Genomic DNA, 14,800 nt, shown 5'->3' with positions numbered 1-14,800 from the left:
CAACCGTCAAGAGCACTAAATCCAACTGTGACAATCGCATCGGTGTGGGCGGGGCAGGAGACACCCCAGGGCCGCTCTTTGTCACAACCGTCAAGAGCACTAAATCCAACTGTGACAATCGCATCGGTGTGGGCGGGGCAGGAGACACCCCAGGGCCGCTCTTTGTCACAACCGTCAAGAGCACTAAATCCAACTGTGACAATCGCGCCGGCAGCCACAATGCCTCCAAGCCCAACGCCTTTCGCGTCGGCGAAGGCGGAGCCTGCCGACCAACAGCGAAAACTCAAAGCATCGTAATCCTCGAATAGAGTTCTGTTTTCCGAAGGGGGAACCTGCCGACCAACAGCGAAAACTCAAACTGCGCATATCGGCTCAATCCCGTTTGTCGGCGGGGCATTGGCAGGGAGGAATCGCCCGTGAGCCCTGTGCTCGCCACGAACCATGAAAATGGTTATTTTCAAGGGAATCGCTCCAATGCAACGGCACGCCACGTGAGAATACAATTCTTTCGTGAGGTTCGTGTGTTTCGTAGGCTATTTTCAGAGGAATAAACGTCGCAGTTGCGTTCAAGAACAATGAGCTTAACAACACGGCGAGGGGCCTCAGCCTCAATAACTCCAAGGCCAATCTCTGTCACACCGGCGGTGGCGGCGGCGGACGATCCCTTGCGGTCCTCGATGAAGGACCAAGTGGACGTCCAAAGCCTACAAAGGAGGCTCAAAATAGTAGAAATGGTTTGGGCATCGGCCAATACCATGGCACTGAAGCGTCTTCGATTGTGATCGCCGGTCGGTGAGGCCTTGAGTGCCTTCACCTGTATGCGCCCAATCCGTGGCGCTACGAGTGATTCTAAGCCTGTTCTATAGAGGCGGCCCTGCTGTGGCCGCCTGCATTCAAATCTTCATGCGTTTGTCGCGGCGGCCCTGCTGTGGCCGCCTGCATTCTTCTTTGAGATGTCATGGATTGTCGTGCTGATGAGTGCACCACTGTTCTGCGTAATAGTGATGATTGCACGACCGCGCTGCGTAGCGGCACGGATTGAATCATTGCGGCGACTTCGCGGCTGCCCAGAAGCGGCCACCCACTGAGATTTTTGCTGCGTCCCTTCCCGAAGCCTACCGCGCGTGACTGCCCAATAACCCAACGACGCGGCCGCCCAGAAGTGGTCACCCCTTCGGGAGGTTCTTTTCTCTTTGCCGCTTGCGAAAAACCGAGAACCGTGAGTAGCATCAGTAGCCGCTGAGCATGAAGACAGTGCTGGTCACAGGGGGAACCGGCCTCATTGGGAGCCATCTGATTGAGCAGCTCCTCGCCAATGAGCGCCATCCGTCAGAGATTCGCGCCCTCGTGCGGCCTAACAGTGACGCGGAGTTTCTGCGCCGCAAAGGAGTGCAACTTTGCTATGGCGACCTGCTGGATATTGATTCATTGAAAGCAGCAATGAAAGATGTCAGCGTCGTCTTTCATTGCGCGGCACTCGTTGCCAAGCGTGAGCAATTCTCGGCGCGGGCACTGCCAGAGGCTAACTGGCGGGTTAATTACAGGGGGACACAACACATGCTGGAAGCTGCTGGGCAGGCCGGTGTAGACCGATTCATCTATACCTCCACACTGGGAATCCACGGCGTACCCGGCGAGTATGCCGAGTCCAAGCGGGCAGCCGAACAAGAGGTCGAGAACTACGCCCGCACAGGCCGATTGAAGACGGTCATTCTCCGTCCGCCAGTGACAGTGGGAGCACGAGACCACCTCTTCACCCCACACTTGATCCGATTGGCCCGAAGAAAAATTGTGCCGCTGATCAACAATGGCGCGGTTTCTATCCCCTTTGCCGACGCGCGCGATGTGGCCGCAGCACTTGTTCTGGCCAGCCACCATCCACAGGCAGTGGGCCGAACTTACGATCTGGTAGGATTTTTCGCGCCGCTAGAGGAGGTCATCCGGTTTTTCAGTGCTCGGCTGGGCTGCCATACTCGTATCGTGAATGTGCCGTATGGCGCAGCTTACCTGGCTGCACGCCTGGGTGAGGTGGTCATGGCAATCGCGCGGAGAAGTTACCGCCCGATTCGCTCGGGGCATCTGGTCGCACTTGCTCGCCTTCTGGTCACGGGATTGCGCATTGACACCACTGCGCTTCAGCATGAGCTTGGATTTGAACCACGCTATGGCATGCAGGAGACATTCGAGCACGCAATCGGCTGGCAATTAGCACAGGAGGGCAAGGCATGAACGTCCTGGTCACCGGCGGCACAGGTTTCATCGGCAGTTTCTTGGTCGAAGCGCTCGTCAATCGCGGCGACTGCGTTCGGTGTCTGGTGCTAGAAGGAGAACCGCTCGGTCGAATCGCTCACTTGCCCGTCCAGTGGTGTTACGGTGACCTCTGTCGTAGCGAGACGTTGAGGCCAATCGTCCGCTCGGTAGATTACATCTATCATCTGGCCGGCCTCAAACAAACGTGGGACGAAGTCCAGTACTTCCGCGTGAACTTCGAGGGAACAAAAAATCTCGTCGAAGCGTGCCTCAGCGAGAACCGCGCCCTGAAGCGATTTCTTTTCACCAGCAGCCAAGCGGCAGCAGGACCAAGCCGCGACGGTCACCCGCTAACCGAAGAGGAAGCTTGCGCGCCGCGCACCGCCTACGGGCGGAGCAAGCGAGCTGCCGAAGAGTACCTGCTTGCACAACGAGCAGAACTTCCCATCACAATCGTGCGCCTCGCCTTAGTCTATGGCCCGACAAATATCACCACCGAAAAAGGACTGGCGATGGCGCGTTGGCGGCTCATTCCGAAAATAGACCAGTTCATCAATCTGATTCACATCCAGGATGCCGTGGAGGCGCTGATACTGGCGGCTGAACACGAACGGGCACGCGGCCAGCTTTATTTCATCACCAACGCGGAGCCGGTCTCATTGCAAGACGTGGTTGAACAAACGTTGAAGATACAGAACCGCACAGGACTCGTGGTGCCGATTCCGCAGTGGCTGCTCAGGCTCTTCGCAAAACTGGGCGGCGCCTACCGGACGTGGGCTGACCGACCGCAGCGCCCTTTGGATATGAAAGAGGAACTCAGTGACTTGTTACAAAAGTATTGGATATGTAGTGGAGAGAAAGCCAAACATGAACTAGGCTTTCAACCACGAGTGTCCTTGAAGGCCGGGATTGAACAGACACTTCGGTGGTACGAAAACCGTTCATCCCAAAAGCGGTAAAGACGATGAAAACAGATGCGCTCGAATTGGTATGTTGCCCTGCATGTCACCACGACCTGACACTAACAGAGGCCAGCGTTAGCGACGACATTGAAATGGGAGAGTTGGTCTGTGGTGGTTGCGCCAAGGTCTATTCAATAGAGAACGGACTGCCTCACTTTGCGGCGCCGCAGGAGCTGGTGGGCAAGAACAAGATCGCCTACTGGGCCCAGACGCTCATCTTCTCTCGCACCTATGAGCAAACGGTGATCAAGCCGATGAGCTATGTGTTCAAGATGTCGGAAGCAGAAGCGCGACGTGAATACTTGTCTTGCTTGCAGCTTGCACCGGGCGACAAGCTGTTAGAAATCGCTGTAGGCCCTGGTCCAAACCTGCGCTATCTGCATCAAATGTTCAACGGCGTGAAACTGTATGCACTGGACCTCTCGACCGGGATGCTGCAACAATGCGCCAAAAATCTGAAAACATGGTCGGTGGAGGCGCATTTGTTTCAGGGCTTGGCAGAAGCGTTGCCATTCAAGAGCAATTCGTTCAACGTGGTCTTGCAAGTGGGCGGACTCAATACTTTCCGTGACCTGAAACAGGCGCTGGCCGAAATGCTGCGCGTGGCCAAGCCGGGAGCTCAAATCGTGAACGTTGACGAATGGCTTGATCCAGAGCGCCTCCCGCGTTGGTGGGCGCGTGCGCTCGTGCGAGCTGTGCCGGCGTTGCACCAAAAAACCGGTCCGCCGTTGCATTTGGTTCCTGCCGAAGCGGTCGGGAAACACTGTGAGCGCATCTGGAATGGTTGCGGTTATCGGCTGGAATTCCGCAAGCCGGCTTCTCCCTAGCCCAGAGCGCCGCTACTTGGACACGCCAGTAGGCTAAACGAATCGCGCCGGACTTTCTAACACGCGCTGCAATGCAACCCTCACTTCACAATCGCCACATCAGACATCGCTCCTGACACCTGACTACCCGTCGAAATCGGGAATAGGTTTTTGCTACAGTCAGTTGATCGCTCTGTCACGCACCATGAGCCAATCAGGGCAGAGTGCAACCAATACAGCGCGACGACATCCTGCCGATCGCCTTCAATGATTGATGGCGTTGGTCAGCACAAGGGCTCGTCGCCATTTTGCTGCGGTATGCTGCTTCATGTGGCGGATGCCCCCTTCAATCGCGCCACAAATCAACCCAGCAGCAGCGACTCTCTCTCTGCGTCAGCGTTGGTCCGCAGTTTGAGAGCATCGCTCATTTGGCGCGTTCAAGATAGACGCCTTTATTCGGGTCAACGCGAATCTTGTCGCCTTCTTTGATGAAGGGAGGGACTTGAATTGTCACGCCGGTTTCCAGCTTCGCCGGTTTGGGACTGTTAGAAGCAGTCGCGCCTTTCAATCCCGGTTCGGTTTCAATGACGGTCAGCTCAACCACCGGCGGCAACTCTACGCCGATGGGCTGGCCCTCAAAAAATTCCACCTTGATCCTCGTGCCCGGCACAAGGTAGTCAATTGCATCGCCAAGCGCTTCAGCGTCCAGCGCGATTTGCTCGTAGTTCTCGGTGTTCATGAAGTGATACATCTGGCCATCCGAATACATGTATTCCATCTCATGCTCATCGAGGATGGCGCGTTCAACCACGTCCGTTGAACTGAAACGAATTTCCGACGACGTTCCGGATTTCAGATTGCGGAGCCTCACTTGCACAAATGCGCGCAAGTTGCCAGGCGTCCGATGCTGAAATTCTAATACCCGTTGTGGCACACCATCGTGGATGATAATCATTCCTCGGCGAATATCATTTGCTAGCATACGATTTTCCTTACCTCAAAATCTTATCAGTATGTCGTCAAGTTGGCTGTGAAGCCAAGCCTATACCATACAGTAGCGCGCTCAATCTAAGCAAGACGCTTGCCACTAGCGTTCACTGTCGAGCGAGGGTATGCCAAGCGCCGACGCAGCGCGCTCAAAAAAGGAAGCCGATTTGAGTGAGACTGCGCGCTGTCAGCCTCTATACAGTCAACGCCGAACAATGACTCGCCCGGACAGAGCGTGACTTCTGTGAACCTGTTTTGCTATTATACTCGCTCGCCAGCGGAGGAAGATCATGGAAATGTTTGCGCGAATCGAAGCGAGCGGGCACGAAGAACTGATCTTCTGTCAGAATAAAGATGTAGGCTTGAGAGCCATCATCGCAATTCATGATACGACATTGGGTCCGGCGCTCGGCGGCACGCGCATGTGGCCCTACAAGACCGAAACAGAGGCGATTGAAGACGCGCTGCGGCTCTCGCGCAGTATGACCTACAAATCGGCAGCCGCGGGTTTGAACATGGGTGGTGGCAAGGCGGTCATCATTGGCGATCCGAAAAAAGATAAGTCCGAGGCGCTGTTTCGCGCTTATGGCCGATTCGTTGAAAGTCTGCAAGGCCGCTTCATCACCGGCGAAGACGTTGGCATTGATGTCAACGATGTGGATTACATGTACATGGAGACGCGGTATGTGGTCGGCGTCTCGCCGGCACACGGCGGTGGCGGCGACCCGGCGCCAGTCACCGCGTTCGGTGTGCTTCAAGGCATCAAGGCATGCGTCGAAGAGAAATTCGGTAAGACTTCGCTCAAAGGACTAACCGTCGCAGTGCAGGGCTTAGGGGCAGTGGGCATGCACCTGGTCAAGCTGTTAGCCGACAAAGGCATGAAAATCATCGCCACCGATATTGATCCCGAACGTGTGCAACACGCCGTTGCTCAGTTCGGTATCGAAGCTGTCAATCCAGATGAGATTTATCAGGTCCCTGCCGATATTTTTGCCCCCTGCGCGCTGGGTTCAGTGATCAATGATCAGACGATTGATCAGTTTCAATTCAAATTAATCGCTGGCGCAGCCAATAATCAATTGCAGGAAGATCATCATGGCGAGGCGCTCCACCGACGAGGGATTCTTTATGCGCCCGACTATGTGATCAATGCGGGCGGCTTGATCAACGTGTTCGTTGAGCTGGAAGGCTATAACCGTGAGCGAGCATTGCGCATGACGCGGGGCATTTACTACAACCTCAGGAAAGTTTTTCAAATCGCCCGGCAGGAGAATATCCCGACTTCTCAGGCGGCTGATAAATTGGTCGAGCAACGTATCGCCATGGTCAGGCAGTTGAGAAGTATGTACACAGGCGGCGGCATCCATCGTCTGCGATGGGACCGGTAATCCGATAAGCAATGGGAGAGGTAAATCCGATAAGCTGAGCATACACTTCGCTCTTAGGGAGAGGACCGATGCGAACCCAAGAATTATTCGATTTGACTGGCAAGGTCGCCATTATCACCGGCGGCGCGACAGGTATTGGCAAGCAGATGGCTGAAGCATTAGCTGAGATGGGGGCTAGTGTCGTTCTGTGCTCACGCAAAATTGAACGATGCGAGCAAGCGGCAGCCGAATTTCGTCAACTGGGAGTGAAAGCTCTTGGCCTGCGGTGCGACGTAACCAGCCAGGATGAAGTCAACGCCATGGTCGAAAAGACACGGGCGGAATTTGGGCGCATTGACATCTTGGTGAACAACTCAGGGCGAACCTGGGCAGCACCAGCAGAAACGATGAGCCTCGCTGATTGGCAAAAAGTGATGGAAGCCAATGTGACAGGAACTTTTCTCTGTTCACAAGCTGTTGGTCGCGTCATGATTGAGCAGCGTGGAGGCAAGATCATTAATATAAGCTCAGTCGCAGGTTTCTTTGGCGCGCCACCCGAATTAGTTGATGCCATCGGTTACCACACAAGCAAAGGAGCCATTATCGCTTTCACCCGCGACTTAGCTTGTAAATGGGCTCGATACAACATCTATGTCAACGCGATTGCACCCGGCTGGTTTCGCACCCACATGTCTGAATGGGTGCTAGGCCATCGAGGTGAATCCTTACTGCCGTTTATTCCCCTTGGTCGGTTTGGTGGACCTGACGAATTGAAAGGAGCTGTCGTCTATCTGGCATCTAACGCCTCAAACTATGTGACAGGCCAGGTACTTATGGTGGATGGAGGGTTATCCATTATGTGATTTTCAAGTTTGTGGTTATCCCACGTTGAGTTTCCTGGTCTGGCTGAAGGCCCACCGAACAACAACTCCTCAACAAGCAGACAATCCAACCCGTTAGAAGCCGCCTGAGCACACCAACAACCGACATACTCAAACCTGTAGATGTGTTCACCCAGCCCCACTTGAAATCGCAAAAATTATCGGTGACATTGCTCAATTAAGTATGTAGGAGCGGTGGTTGATTCACGAGGAACTAGCTAATTAACAACTTGTTTATAAAACAGTTAACCTATTTCTTAAGGTTTTCAATAAAGTCAGTCACATAGCTTAACAACGAATTTTCCATATATTAGAAAAAAATCTTCATGTTATTTGTGAAGATTTTTCTTGACATCAAAACCGAGTCTCTGTAATATACGGGGTGTTTTTGAATCTAGTGAATGGTGGGAGCCGTGGTTACGGAGTTGAACACAGGCAGAGCAATCCGACGCATCGCCAGCATACTCAGGTTTGAGCCAGCAACAGAACCAGTATGGGGCAAGGCTGTGCTCGTGGTCGGACTAGCCTGTTTGGTAAGTCATGTAGGGTCAAGACAGGCAGTCCCGATTGTTTTGTCCAATACATTGACGGTCAACATCTTAAGCAGCTCACGCGACAAGCTCATGCGGATCGTTCCGGCTCATGTGGTTCAGCGAAAGCGACAACAGTGGATAGAAAGTGACACAGCACAAGCTCAAGCAGGCAAAAGTTCACGGCAGCAGCGACAAGTTAATCACGAGATGGTTGACAACAACTCCATTAACCGGTCGAGTGTTAGCAGAGGCAACGGGACAACCATCTGGCTAAGAAACAGTTCAGTAAACTCAACCCACGGAGCACCTGACATCAGTCGAGTGGTTCTCCCTCATAACACTCAATCTGTCACGGCTCTCCATCATTCAAGCCAGTTGCTTGTAGGCAGCAATCATATTTTCAGTGCTGAGGCAGGAGGTAACATTCTTGATGGTATCGTTGGTCAATCAAAGGAGGACATCACTAATGTCTATGTGGCATATTGTATTGAACCAACGCCAGCCCAGAAATCTATCCCCCATCAGATTGGAGGGCCTCTGATTGGGTCACAAGTTTACCTCACCCACAACTGACCCTCCTCCTTGTTGATTGGGGAGGCTCCGCCCCCAACGGACCTCCCCCTTTTTTTTCTGCTCAGCACCTTATTCCAACTGACACGAAGCAGAATAGAACCCAGATACTCGTTCTTTTTGGCTTGAGACGTGTTCGTTTCATTAGTGAAACCAGTTTTTCGAAGGCGAAACAGAGAAATACTTAACCTGCGACCATCCATAAGACCTCTAATCAACACCTATCTACGCCTTAGAAGATCAGTTAGGTAGAGTCTTGCCCGATCCCGGTACACCTAATGTTGCTCTCTCAGGACGGAATAGAGCTTGCTCTGCATCGGCAGAGCAGCGCTTCAGAGCGAAGTCGTCATGATTGGCTGATCGGGTAAGAAGCAAACGCAACCAATCGAGCGGAAAACACGTCGAATCACGCGCCGGCCTTATGTAAAGTATGGTCGGTTGCGATGGTGAAAAAATGACGAAGTACGATTACCAAATTAGAGTTCGTGGGCGGCCATGGTACCAATTGGCTCGGCGGGTTCCCGGCGGATATGAGCTGGACCCGGCGGAAAACCGCGGCTTTGCTTTGCAGATTCCCTACTATATGGTAATCGAGGAAATTCCGCTCTCTGCTTCGACCCGACCGAGTTCTGACAGCTTTTTACAGCACTCTCTGCTGCGTGACAAAACCAACCAATGATCTCCACCTCTCCTCACGCCGACGCATTTGACATCCCCGAAAGCCTGTGTTAGCTTGCCCGTTCACCAGTGATCAGTCATTGCCAAGAGCTCAACCACTGGTAACCAGTCTGATGACTGCAAGGCGCTTCACAGACGGATTACGATCTTCAATTCGGCGGCCATCGCTCCGTAGGAACGAACCTGAAACCTGTCAAGCGCCCTGGGGTCGGTTTGCTGCCAGGCGCTATGATTGGTTGGTAACAATAGAATCAATTGAGTCACATGTTTTCTGCTAAGCTGACGATTGTCTTGTACATTTTGGTGTTCTTCGAACTCGGAGCCGTGTTGATTATATCGCCGTGGTATAGCTACTGGAGTGATAACCTCTTTCTCACTTATTTAGTCCAACGGTTCCAAGCGCCGAGCTTGATTGGCATTATGAATAGCCATGCAGTCCGATGGGCTGTCACGGGCTTGGGCATTCTCAATATTCTTCTGGGCATTTGGGAGGCATTTCATTTCAAGCAACTGTTGCGTCTTCTGACGAATGATCATGCAGCGCCAACTGAAGAAGCCACGGCTATACATGATCACCGACCGGAGAGCCGTTGACGCAGGCGATCTCATGAGCCTTGTGCAAGAGGCGGCGCGGGCCGGCGTTGATTTAATCCAAATTCGTGAAAAGGACCTACCGGCACGTGAACTTTGTCATCTGGTTGAGCGAGTCGTAGTCGCCACCGTTGGCTCGAGCACGCAGGTATTGGTCAACGATCGGTTTGACATCGCGCTAGCGTGTGGCGCGCACGGCGTCCATCTGACCACACAATCACTCCCACCGGAGGTTGTGAGAAAGCACGTGGGAGCATCGTTTCTAATTGGCGTCTCGACTCATTCACTTGAAGAGGTGAACCGAGCGCAAGCGGGCGGCGCCGATTTTGTCGTGCTAGGTCCTGTGTTCGACACACCATCGAAACGGCACTATGGCCCGCCGCTCGGCTTGAAGCCGTTTGCAGAGATCATTCAGCAAACGCAGATCCCCGTCTTCGGTATTGGCGGCATTGATCTGAGGAATTTTTCTGACGTGCTGGCCTGTGGCGCAGCAGGCATAGCCGCCATCCGACTATTCATCCAAAATCCTATCGAAGAGGTTGTGCGTTGCGTTACCCAACATAGGCCTGGTAAGGAGGCGGGTTGAAACTCTATCGCCTGCATCGTATCCAATGCTTACCCATCTCAATTGAACAAGCCTGGGACTTCTTTTCCAATCCGCAGAATTTGCCGCTCATCACGCCAGCATGGTTACGATTTTGCGTCACCTCACCTCTGCCAGAGCGGATGTATCCCGGCATGATCGTCACCTACACGATCACGCCGATTGGGCGACTGCCTGTTCGTTGGGTCACGGAGATCACTCATGTCAGTGAGCCACACCTGTTCGTTGATGAGCAACGATGGGGGCCGTATCGGTTTTGGCATCATCAGCATCTGTTTGATCAGATCGAAGGCGGCGTCCGCATGCAGGACATTGTGCACTATATGTTGCCGCTCGGGCCAATTGGTACGCTCGCGCACGAGCTGATAGTCAGCAAGCGGCTGAATGAGATTTTTGAATTTCGTCGTCGTGCGTTAGAGGAACGATTTGGGGTGCTGCCCAGATAATCACAGTTGACCCCTGTTATCATCGAGTCTGGATCATATCACTACAGCGGTTTGGCGTGCTGCCCAGATAATCACAGTTAAGCTCCCACGCACAGGGCCTACTCATAACGCAGTGCGACTGCCGGGTCCAAGCGGGCCGCTTTGATCGCCGGCCAGAGCCCAAAGGTGAGGCCGACACCGATCGAAACGCCAAGCCCAGCCATGATAGACCACAATGGGACTTGCGAAGGGATCTCCGGGATGAATTGGTGTACAATGGCGCTAATTGCCACGCCGACAAACACACCCAACGCCCCACCGACGAGTGCCAGCGCAGTTGCTTCGATAAGAAATTGCTGAACGATGTCGCGGCGGCGCGCGCCGATTGCTCGTCGGACGCCGATCTCGCGAGTCCGCTCGGTGACCGAAACGAGCATGATGTTCATAATGCCGACTCCGCCAATGAGCAAGCCTGTGGCCGAAATCGGAATGACAATGGCAGCGACGATCCCACTGATGTCACGCACAGCTTCAAAGATGCCGAGCGGTTCATTGAGTCCGAAGTCGTTTGGTTTGTCAGCAGGCACGCCACGGCGTCGGCGCATCAGTTCGGTGATTTGGTCCACCATCAGATTGAATTGGCCGTCGCGTGAGTGCGCAATGACTGAGAGCGTTTCCAGCTCGGGATGCATCTTCTCCAACGTTGCATACGGCATGAGGATTGTTCGATCTTCAACATTGTCTCCGCCAAATAAGCCGCCCGGTCCCTTTTCCAACACGCCGATGACGCGAAACACGTCGTTGCCGATGGCAATTTCCTTTTCTAACGGGTCCACAACGCCAAATAACGTGTCGGCAATAGACGAACCTATGACGGCAACCTTGAGCCGCCGATCATGTTCGGTTGCGGTGAAGAAGCGTCCTTGTTTGAGCAGCACATTTCGCACCTCCGGGTAATTCGGCCACACACCGAACAGAATCGGATTGCTAGCTTCGACGCCCCGGTATTTTACCGGTATGGTTGTGCCACTCGGGCCGAAGCTGCCCAAGATGAGAAACGGACTGGCGGCCTCGACGCTGGGTAATGCTGCAATGGCGACAGCGTCTTCATAAACCAGCGGCTTGCGCATGCGCTCCTCCTGCGGCGGACGGCTGAAACGCGGCCCGATTTTATCGAACTTTGTAATGTAGAGCACATTGGGCCCAAACGTTTCAGCGTATTCGCGAGTTTGAATCTCCAAGCCTGTCAACACAGATGACACAGCCGTGACCGTCATCGTGCCAATGACAACGCCCAGCACAGTCAACAGCGAGCGCAGCTTGTGGGCGCGAATCGCAGTCGCCGCGAATGCCACGTTCTCAATCAGCTCTTGACGATTCAGCTTCATAAGAAATTGCTTGGTGACGCATTGGCTCAGCGAACCATCGAGCCGCAGCTTAATGATACAATCGCTTCACGAAAGGAGTAAATGACTCCTTTAGTTTTCTGTGCGCATCGCCTCAACAGGGTCTAAGCGAGCAGCTCGGAATGCCGGGTAAATACCGAATGTCAGTCCAACGCCGGTCGAAACCAGCAACGCAGCGGCCAATGCCCACAGGGGCAGAGCCATGGGGATGCCGATGACGCGCGAACCAAGCGTGGTGATGATGAGCGCTATGACCACACCGATCACGCCGCCCACGCCCGCTAAGAGTGATGACTCCAGCAGAAATTGGATGGTGATGTCGCGGCGGCGCGCGCCAACGCTTTTGCGAATACCAATTTCTTTGGTGCGCTCGCTGACGGACACAAGCATCGTGTTCATGATGACGATGCCGCCGACGATGAGCGAAATCCCTGTGACCGGCAGCGCCACCGCAGCAACGCCGGCAATGAACCGACCAAAGAGCGCTTCGGTTGCCTCGTTGGTGACAAGGCTGAAATCATCCTCCTGATTGTAGGCGAGCTGATGCCGACTACGCAGCACCACGCGAGTTTGATCTTGAACTCGCTGCAGTGGGACGGCCGGGTCGCCTTTGATGTAGATTGAGAGCGAGCGACGGGCGCCAAACTGCTTCTGAAAGGTGGACAACGGCACAATGACGAAATTATCTTGAGACTGCCCTAACACGCTTCCTAATTTTTTGGCCACGCCGATCACCGTGTAGAACTGGTCGCCGATCTTGATCTGCTTGCCGAGCGGGTCTAGTTGCGGGAACAGGCCTTCGACAATGTCAGCGCCAATCACACATACAGCGCGGCGCCGCAGCTCATCCGTATCGTCAATATAGCGCCCGACCTCAATCGTCACGTTACTCAAATCAACCATGTTGGGCGTCACACCTTGAACGTTCACTTCGCTGATTTCGCTGCTGCCGTACTTGACGGGCAACGTGGATGAATCTTTGGCGCCGATGGCAACAGCGTTCGGCACGCGCGCTTTCAATGCCTCATAATCCTCACGCGTCAAATCAGGATTCTTCGCCCGCGCTTGAAGAAATGCTCTGAAGTCGCCAATCACTTCGAAGCTCGCTTTCTCGACGCGAAAAATCCCTTGGCCCAAATCGGCAATCTTTTCGCGCACGTAGAGTTCGGCGCCTTCGATCACGGCGGCCACCGTGGTAACGACCGTCACACCGATAATCACACCCAGCAGCGTCAGAAATGAGCGAAGCTTGTGCATGAGGATGGCATCGAAGGCCAGTTGCCAGGCCTCCATCAGACTGATGCCCCAGCGCCGCGGATGGGCAAAGCCAACCGGCGCAGCCCTCACATTGAGTACTCGTTGAGGCGTGGCCACACCTTATTCCTAGCTATCCGTCGGTTGTTGAGACCGCAGTGCTTGCAGGGCAGTTCGGAACGCAGAGAGATCACCGAGCCGAACGGCGTTGATGGCATCTAAAAACTCGATGTACTGATCAGCAACGCGGCCGCCGACCAGAATTGTATGAGTAGGTAAGTAGCGCCGCAGCTTCTGCAGCTCCAGACCCAAGCGTGGATCATCACCGGGGTACACGATGCTGAGCGCCACAGCTTTGGCGTGATGGCGCTCAACAGCGCCAGCAATCTCTTCAGCCGGCAGACTTGGCCCCAAATAGACCACTCGCCAGCCATCCGCTGCTGCCGCGCAGGCGGCAAGAAGCGCGCCAATTTCGTGCCATTGGCCCGATGGGGTTGTGACAATCAGCGTGGGCGCTGTCTCGGCGACTTGAAAAGCTCCATCCAGACTGGCCAAAAAAGCTCGAACGACCGAAGACGCCACATGCTCATGGACAATCCTCAGTTGACCCTCTCGCCACAAATCGCCGACGGTCTGCATCAGCGGCGAGACGAGCTGTTCAAGCAGCACCGGTCGGCTTAGGGAGACGGCAGCACGACGCAGCGCAGCATCCAGCTCAGCCGCATCCAGTTGTCGAATCGCCTGTAAGCACTTCTCTAAATGAACTTGTGGGTTGGCCTCTTGTGACTGCGCCGCGTTATTTGTCCCCGAAGAGCGCGAGCCGTCAGGCGCAGGGACAATGGCAGCGGCCTGAGCCTGCGCCGTAATCGTCATCAATCGCTGCGTAGACAACTGTGCGACTTGCCCAATGCTATAGCCAATTTCCGTCGCATGCCGTAACAACAGCAACCGTTCAATGTCAGTCTCTGAATATAATCGCCGATTGGTAGCTGTGCGCGTCGGCGTCACGGCGCTATATCGCTTCTCCCACATGCGAATCACATGAGGCGTGAGCCCCGTTCGTCGTGCTACAACTCTAATTGGATACTGCTTGCGTTGCATCGTCGGTAATTCTACTCGGTTGTCTAAAATCCGTCTATAAGGAAGAACAAAATTCGAGAAAAATATGGACAAATTATGGACATCAATTTGACACTACGGAGGCCCTAATCCGCCGATCCAAAGCTGAGTTGCCCACTGCCTGCAAAAACAGGTTTGTAGTCAGGCGATTCATCGCCGTTTAACGCGCCAGTAATGGTGCTACTACTAACTTTTCATCGTTCGTGGTGTGCGCCAAGCTCATGGGGATTTGCCTTTGAATTGCTTCAACAGCTCATTCACTTTTTGGTAACCAACGTACCAAAAAGTGCCTAATTGACGGCCTTACAGCAGATTTGTATCTTACCATACCCGTTGAAAAAAGCTCGGTAGCCAAACGGCTCGAGCG

Annotated in this window: 14 protein-coding genes; 10 read left to right on the top strand and 4 right to left on the bottom strand. The window is 54.0% G+C overall.

Going from position 1 to position 14,800, the window contains the following annotated elements:
- The 4 genes from NZ823_17285 to NZ823_17270 all read left to right on the top strand — a co-directional run.
- The coding region (locus NZ823_17285; protein ID MCS6806881.1) for a hypothetical protein at positions 1 to 308 on the top strand (308 nt) is incomplete at its 5' end.
- A 937-nt stretch (positions 309 to 1,245) separates the two neighbouring features.
- Positions 1,246 to 2,229: an NAD-dependent epimerase/dehydratase family protein gene (locus NZ823_17280; protein ID MCS6806880.1), complete on the top strand. Its 984-nt coding sequence runs from the start codon at positions 1,246 to 1,248 to the stop codon at positions 2,227 to 2,229.
- Positions 2,226 to 3,209, top strand: coding sequence for an NAD-dependent epimerase/dehydratase family protein (locus tag NZ823_17275; GenBank protein MCS6806879.1), 984 nt, complete (start codon positions 2,226 to 2,228; stop codon positions 3,207 to 3,209). Before NZ823_17280 ends, NZ823_17275 begins: the two co-directional genes overlap by 4 nt.
- 5 nt (positions 3,210 to 3,214) lie before the next feature.
- A complete protein-coding gene (locus NZ823_17270; protein MCS6806878.1) occupies positions 3,215 to 4,039 on the top strand; it encodes a methyltransferase domain-containing protein in 825 nt (274 codons plus the stop codon).
- A 403-nt stretch (positions 4,040 to 4,442) separates the two neighbouring features.
- On the opposite strand, the gene efp is transcribed toward NZ823_17270, so the two are convergent.
- Positions 4,443 to 5,000 (bottom strand): elongation factor P, encoded by a 558-nt coding sequence (efp, locus tag NZ823_17265; GenBank protein ID MCS6806877.1) that lies wholly within the window; start codon positions 4,998 to 5,000, stop codon positions 4,443 to 4,445.
- A 295-nt stretch (positions 5,001 to 5,295) separates the two neighbouring features.
- On the opposite strand from efp, the gene NZ823_17260 reads away from it, so the two are divergent.
- The 6 genes from NZ823_17260 to NZ823_17235 all read left to right on the top strand — a co-directional run bounded on the left by NZ823_17260 (position 5,296) and on the right by NZ823_17235 (position 10,675).
- Positions 5,296 to 6,393, top strand: coding sequence for a leucine dehydrogenase (locus tag NZ823_17260; protein MCS6806876.1), 1,098 nt, complete (start codon positions 5,296 to 5,298; stop codon positions 6,391 to 6,393).
- A 68-nt stretch (positions 6,394 to 6,461) separates the two neighbouring features.
- Entirely contained in the window at positions 6,462 to 7,235 is a 774-nt protein-coding gene (locus NZ823_17255) for an SDR family oxidoreductase (protein MCS6806875.1), read from the top strand.
- A gap of 1,575 nt (positions 7,236 to 8,810) precedes the next feature.
- Positions 8,811 to 9,035 (top strand): hypothetical protein, encoded by a 225-nt coding sequence (locus NZ823_17250; GenBank protein ID MCS6806874.1) that lies wholly within the window; start codon positions 8,811 to 8,813, stop codon positions 9,033 to 9,035.
- A gap of 263 nt (positions 9,036 to 9,298) precedes the next feature.
- On the top strand, positions 9,299 to 9,628 hold the full coding sequence (locus NZ823_17245; GenBank protein MCS6806873.1) for a hypothetical protein: 330 nt from the start codon (positions 9,299 to 9,301) through the stop codon (positions 9,626 to 9,628).
- Positions 9,629 to 9,641: 13 nt separating this feature from the next.
- Positions 9,642 to 10,211 carry a thiamine phosphate synthase gene (gene thiE / locus NZ823_17240; protein ID MCS6806872.1) on the top strand — a complete coding sequence of 190 codons (570 nt, stop codon included), beginning with the start codon at positions 9,642 to 9,644 and terminating at the stop codon, positions 10,209 to 10,211.
- On the top strand, positions 10,208 to 10,675 hold the full coding sequence (locus tag NZ823_17235) for an SRPBCC family protein (GenBank protein ID MCS6806871.1): 468 nt from the start codon (positions 10,208 to 10,210) through the stop codon (positions 10,673 to 10,675). Before thiE ends, NZ823_17235 begins: the two co-directional genes overlap by 4 nt.
- Positions 10,676 to 10,773: 98 nt before the next feature.
- Here the strand turns inward: NZ823_17235 and NZ823_17230 are convergent, their stop codons facing one another.
- From NZ823_17230 to NZ823_17220, 3 genes are all read right to left on the bottom strand, one after another.
- Positions 10,774 to 12,042, bottom strand: a complete 1,269-nt coding sequence (locus NZ823_17230; GenBank protein ID MCS6806870.1) for an ABC transporter permease — start codon at positions 12,040 to 12,042, stop codon at positions 10,774 to 10,776.
- A gap of 90 nt (positions 12,043 to 12,132) precedes the next feature.
- Positions 12,133 to 13,434 (bottom strand): ABC transporter permease, encoded by a 1,302-nt coding sequence (locus tag NZ823_17225; protein ID MCS6806869.1) that lies wholly within the window; start codon positions 13,432 to 13,434, stop codon positions 12,133 to 12,135.
- A gap of 9 nt (positions 13,435 to 13,443) precedes the next feature.
- Positions 13,444 to 14,415, bottom strand: coding sequence for a MerR family transcriptional regulator (locus tag NZ823_17220; GenBank protein ID MCS6806868.1), 972 nt, complete (start codon positions 14,413 to 14,415; stop codon positions 13,444 to 13,446).
- Positions 14,416 to 14,800 lie beyond the last annotated feature (385 nt).

It is taken from the genome of Blastocatellia bacterium (assembly GCA_025054955.1).
Taxonomy (GTDB): Bacteria; Acidobacteriota; Blastocatellia; order HR10; family J050; genus JANWZE01.
Note: the sequence above shows the minus strand (reverse complement) of the source record. Positions and strands in the feature narration are given on the sequence as shown.

Excerpts from the sequence above, each read along its gene's own strand:
- efp (MCS6806877.1), bottom strand. The coding sequence starts at position 5,000 with ATGCTAGCAAATGATATTCGCCGAGGAATGATTATCATCCACGATGGT.
- NZ823_17230 (MCS6806870.1), bottom strand. The coding sequence starts at position 12,042 with ATGAAGCTGAATCGTCAAGAGCTGATTGAGAACGTGGCATTCGCGGCG.
- NZ823_17220 (MCS6806868.1), bottom strand. The coding sequence starts at position 14,415 with ATGCAACGCAAGCAGTATCCAATTAGAGTTGTAGCACGACGAACGGGG.
- thiE (MCS6806872.1), top strand. The coding sequence starts at position 9,642 with ATGAGCCTTGTGCAAGAGGCGGCGCGGGCCGGCGTTGATTTAATCCAA.
- NZ823_17255 (MCS6806875.1), top strand. The coding sequence starts at position 6,462 with ATGCGAACCCAAGAATTATTCGATTTGACTGGCAAGGTCGCCATTATC.
- NZ823_17260 (MCS6806876.1), top strand. The coding sequence starts at position 5,296 with ATGGAAATGTTTGCGCGAATCGAAGCGAGCGGGCACGAAGAACTGATC.
- NZ823_17270 (MCS6806878.1), top strand. The coding sequence starts at position 3,215 with ATGAAAACAGATGCGCTCGAATTGGTATGTTGCCCTGCATGTCACCAC.
- NZ823_17280 (MCS6806880.1), top strand. The coding sequence starts at position 1,246 with ATGAAGACAGTGCTGGTCACAGGGGGAACCGGCCTCATTGGGAGCCAT.
- NZ823_17275 (MCS6806879.1), top strand. The coding sequence starts at position 2,226 with ATGAACGTCCTGGTCACCGGCGGCACAGGTTTCATCGGCAGTTTCTTG.
- NZ823_17250 (MCS6806874.1), top strand. The coding sequence starts at position 8,811 with ATGACGAAGTACGATTACCAAATTAGAGTTCGTGGGCGGCCATGGTAC.
- NZ823_17245 (MCS6806873.1), top strand. The coding sequence starts at position 9,299 with ATGTTTTCTGCTAAGCTGACGATTGTCTTGTACATTTTGGTGTTCTTC.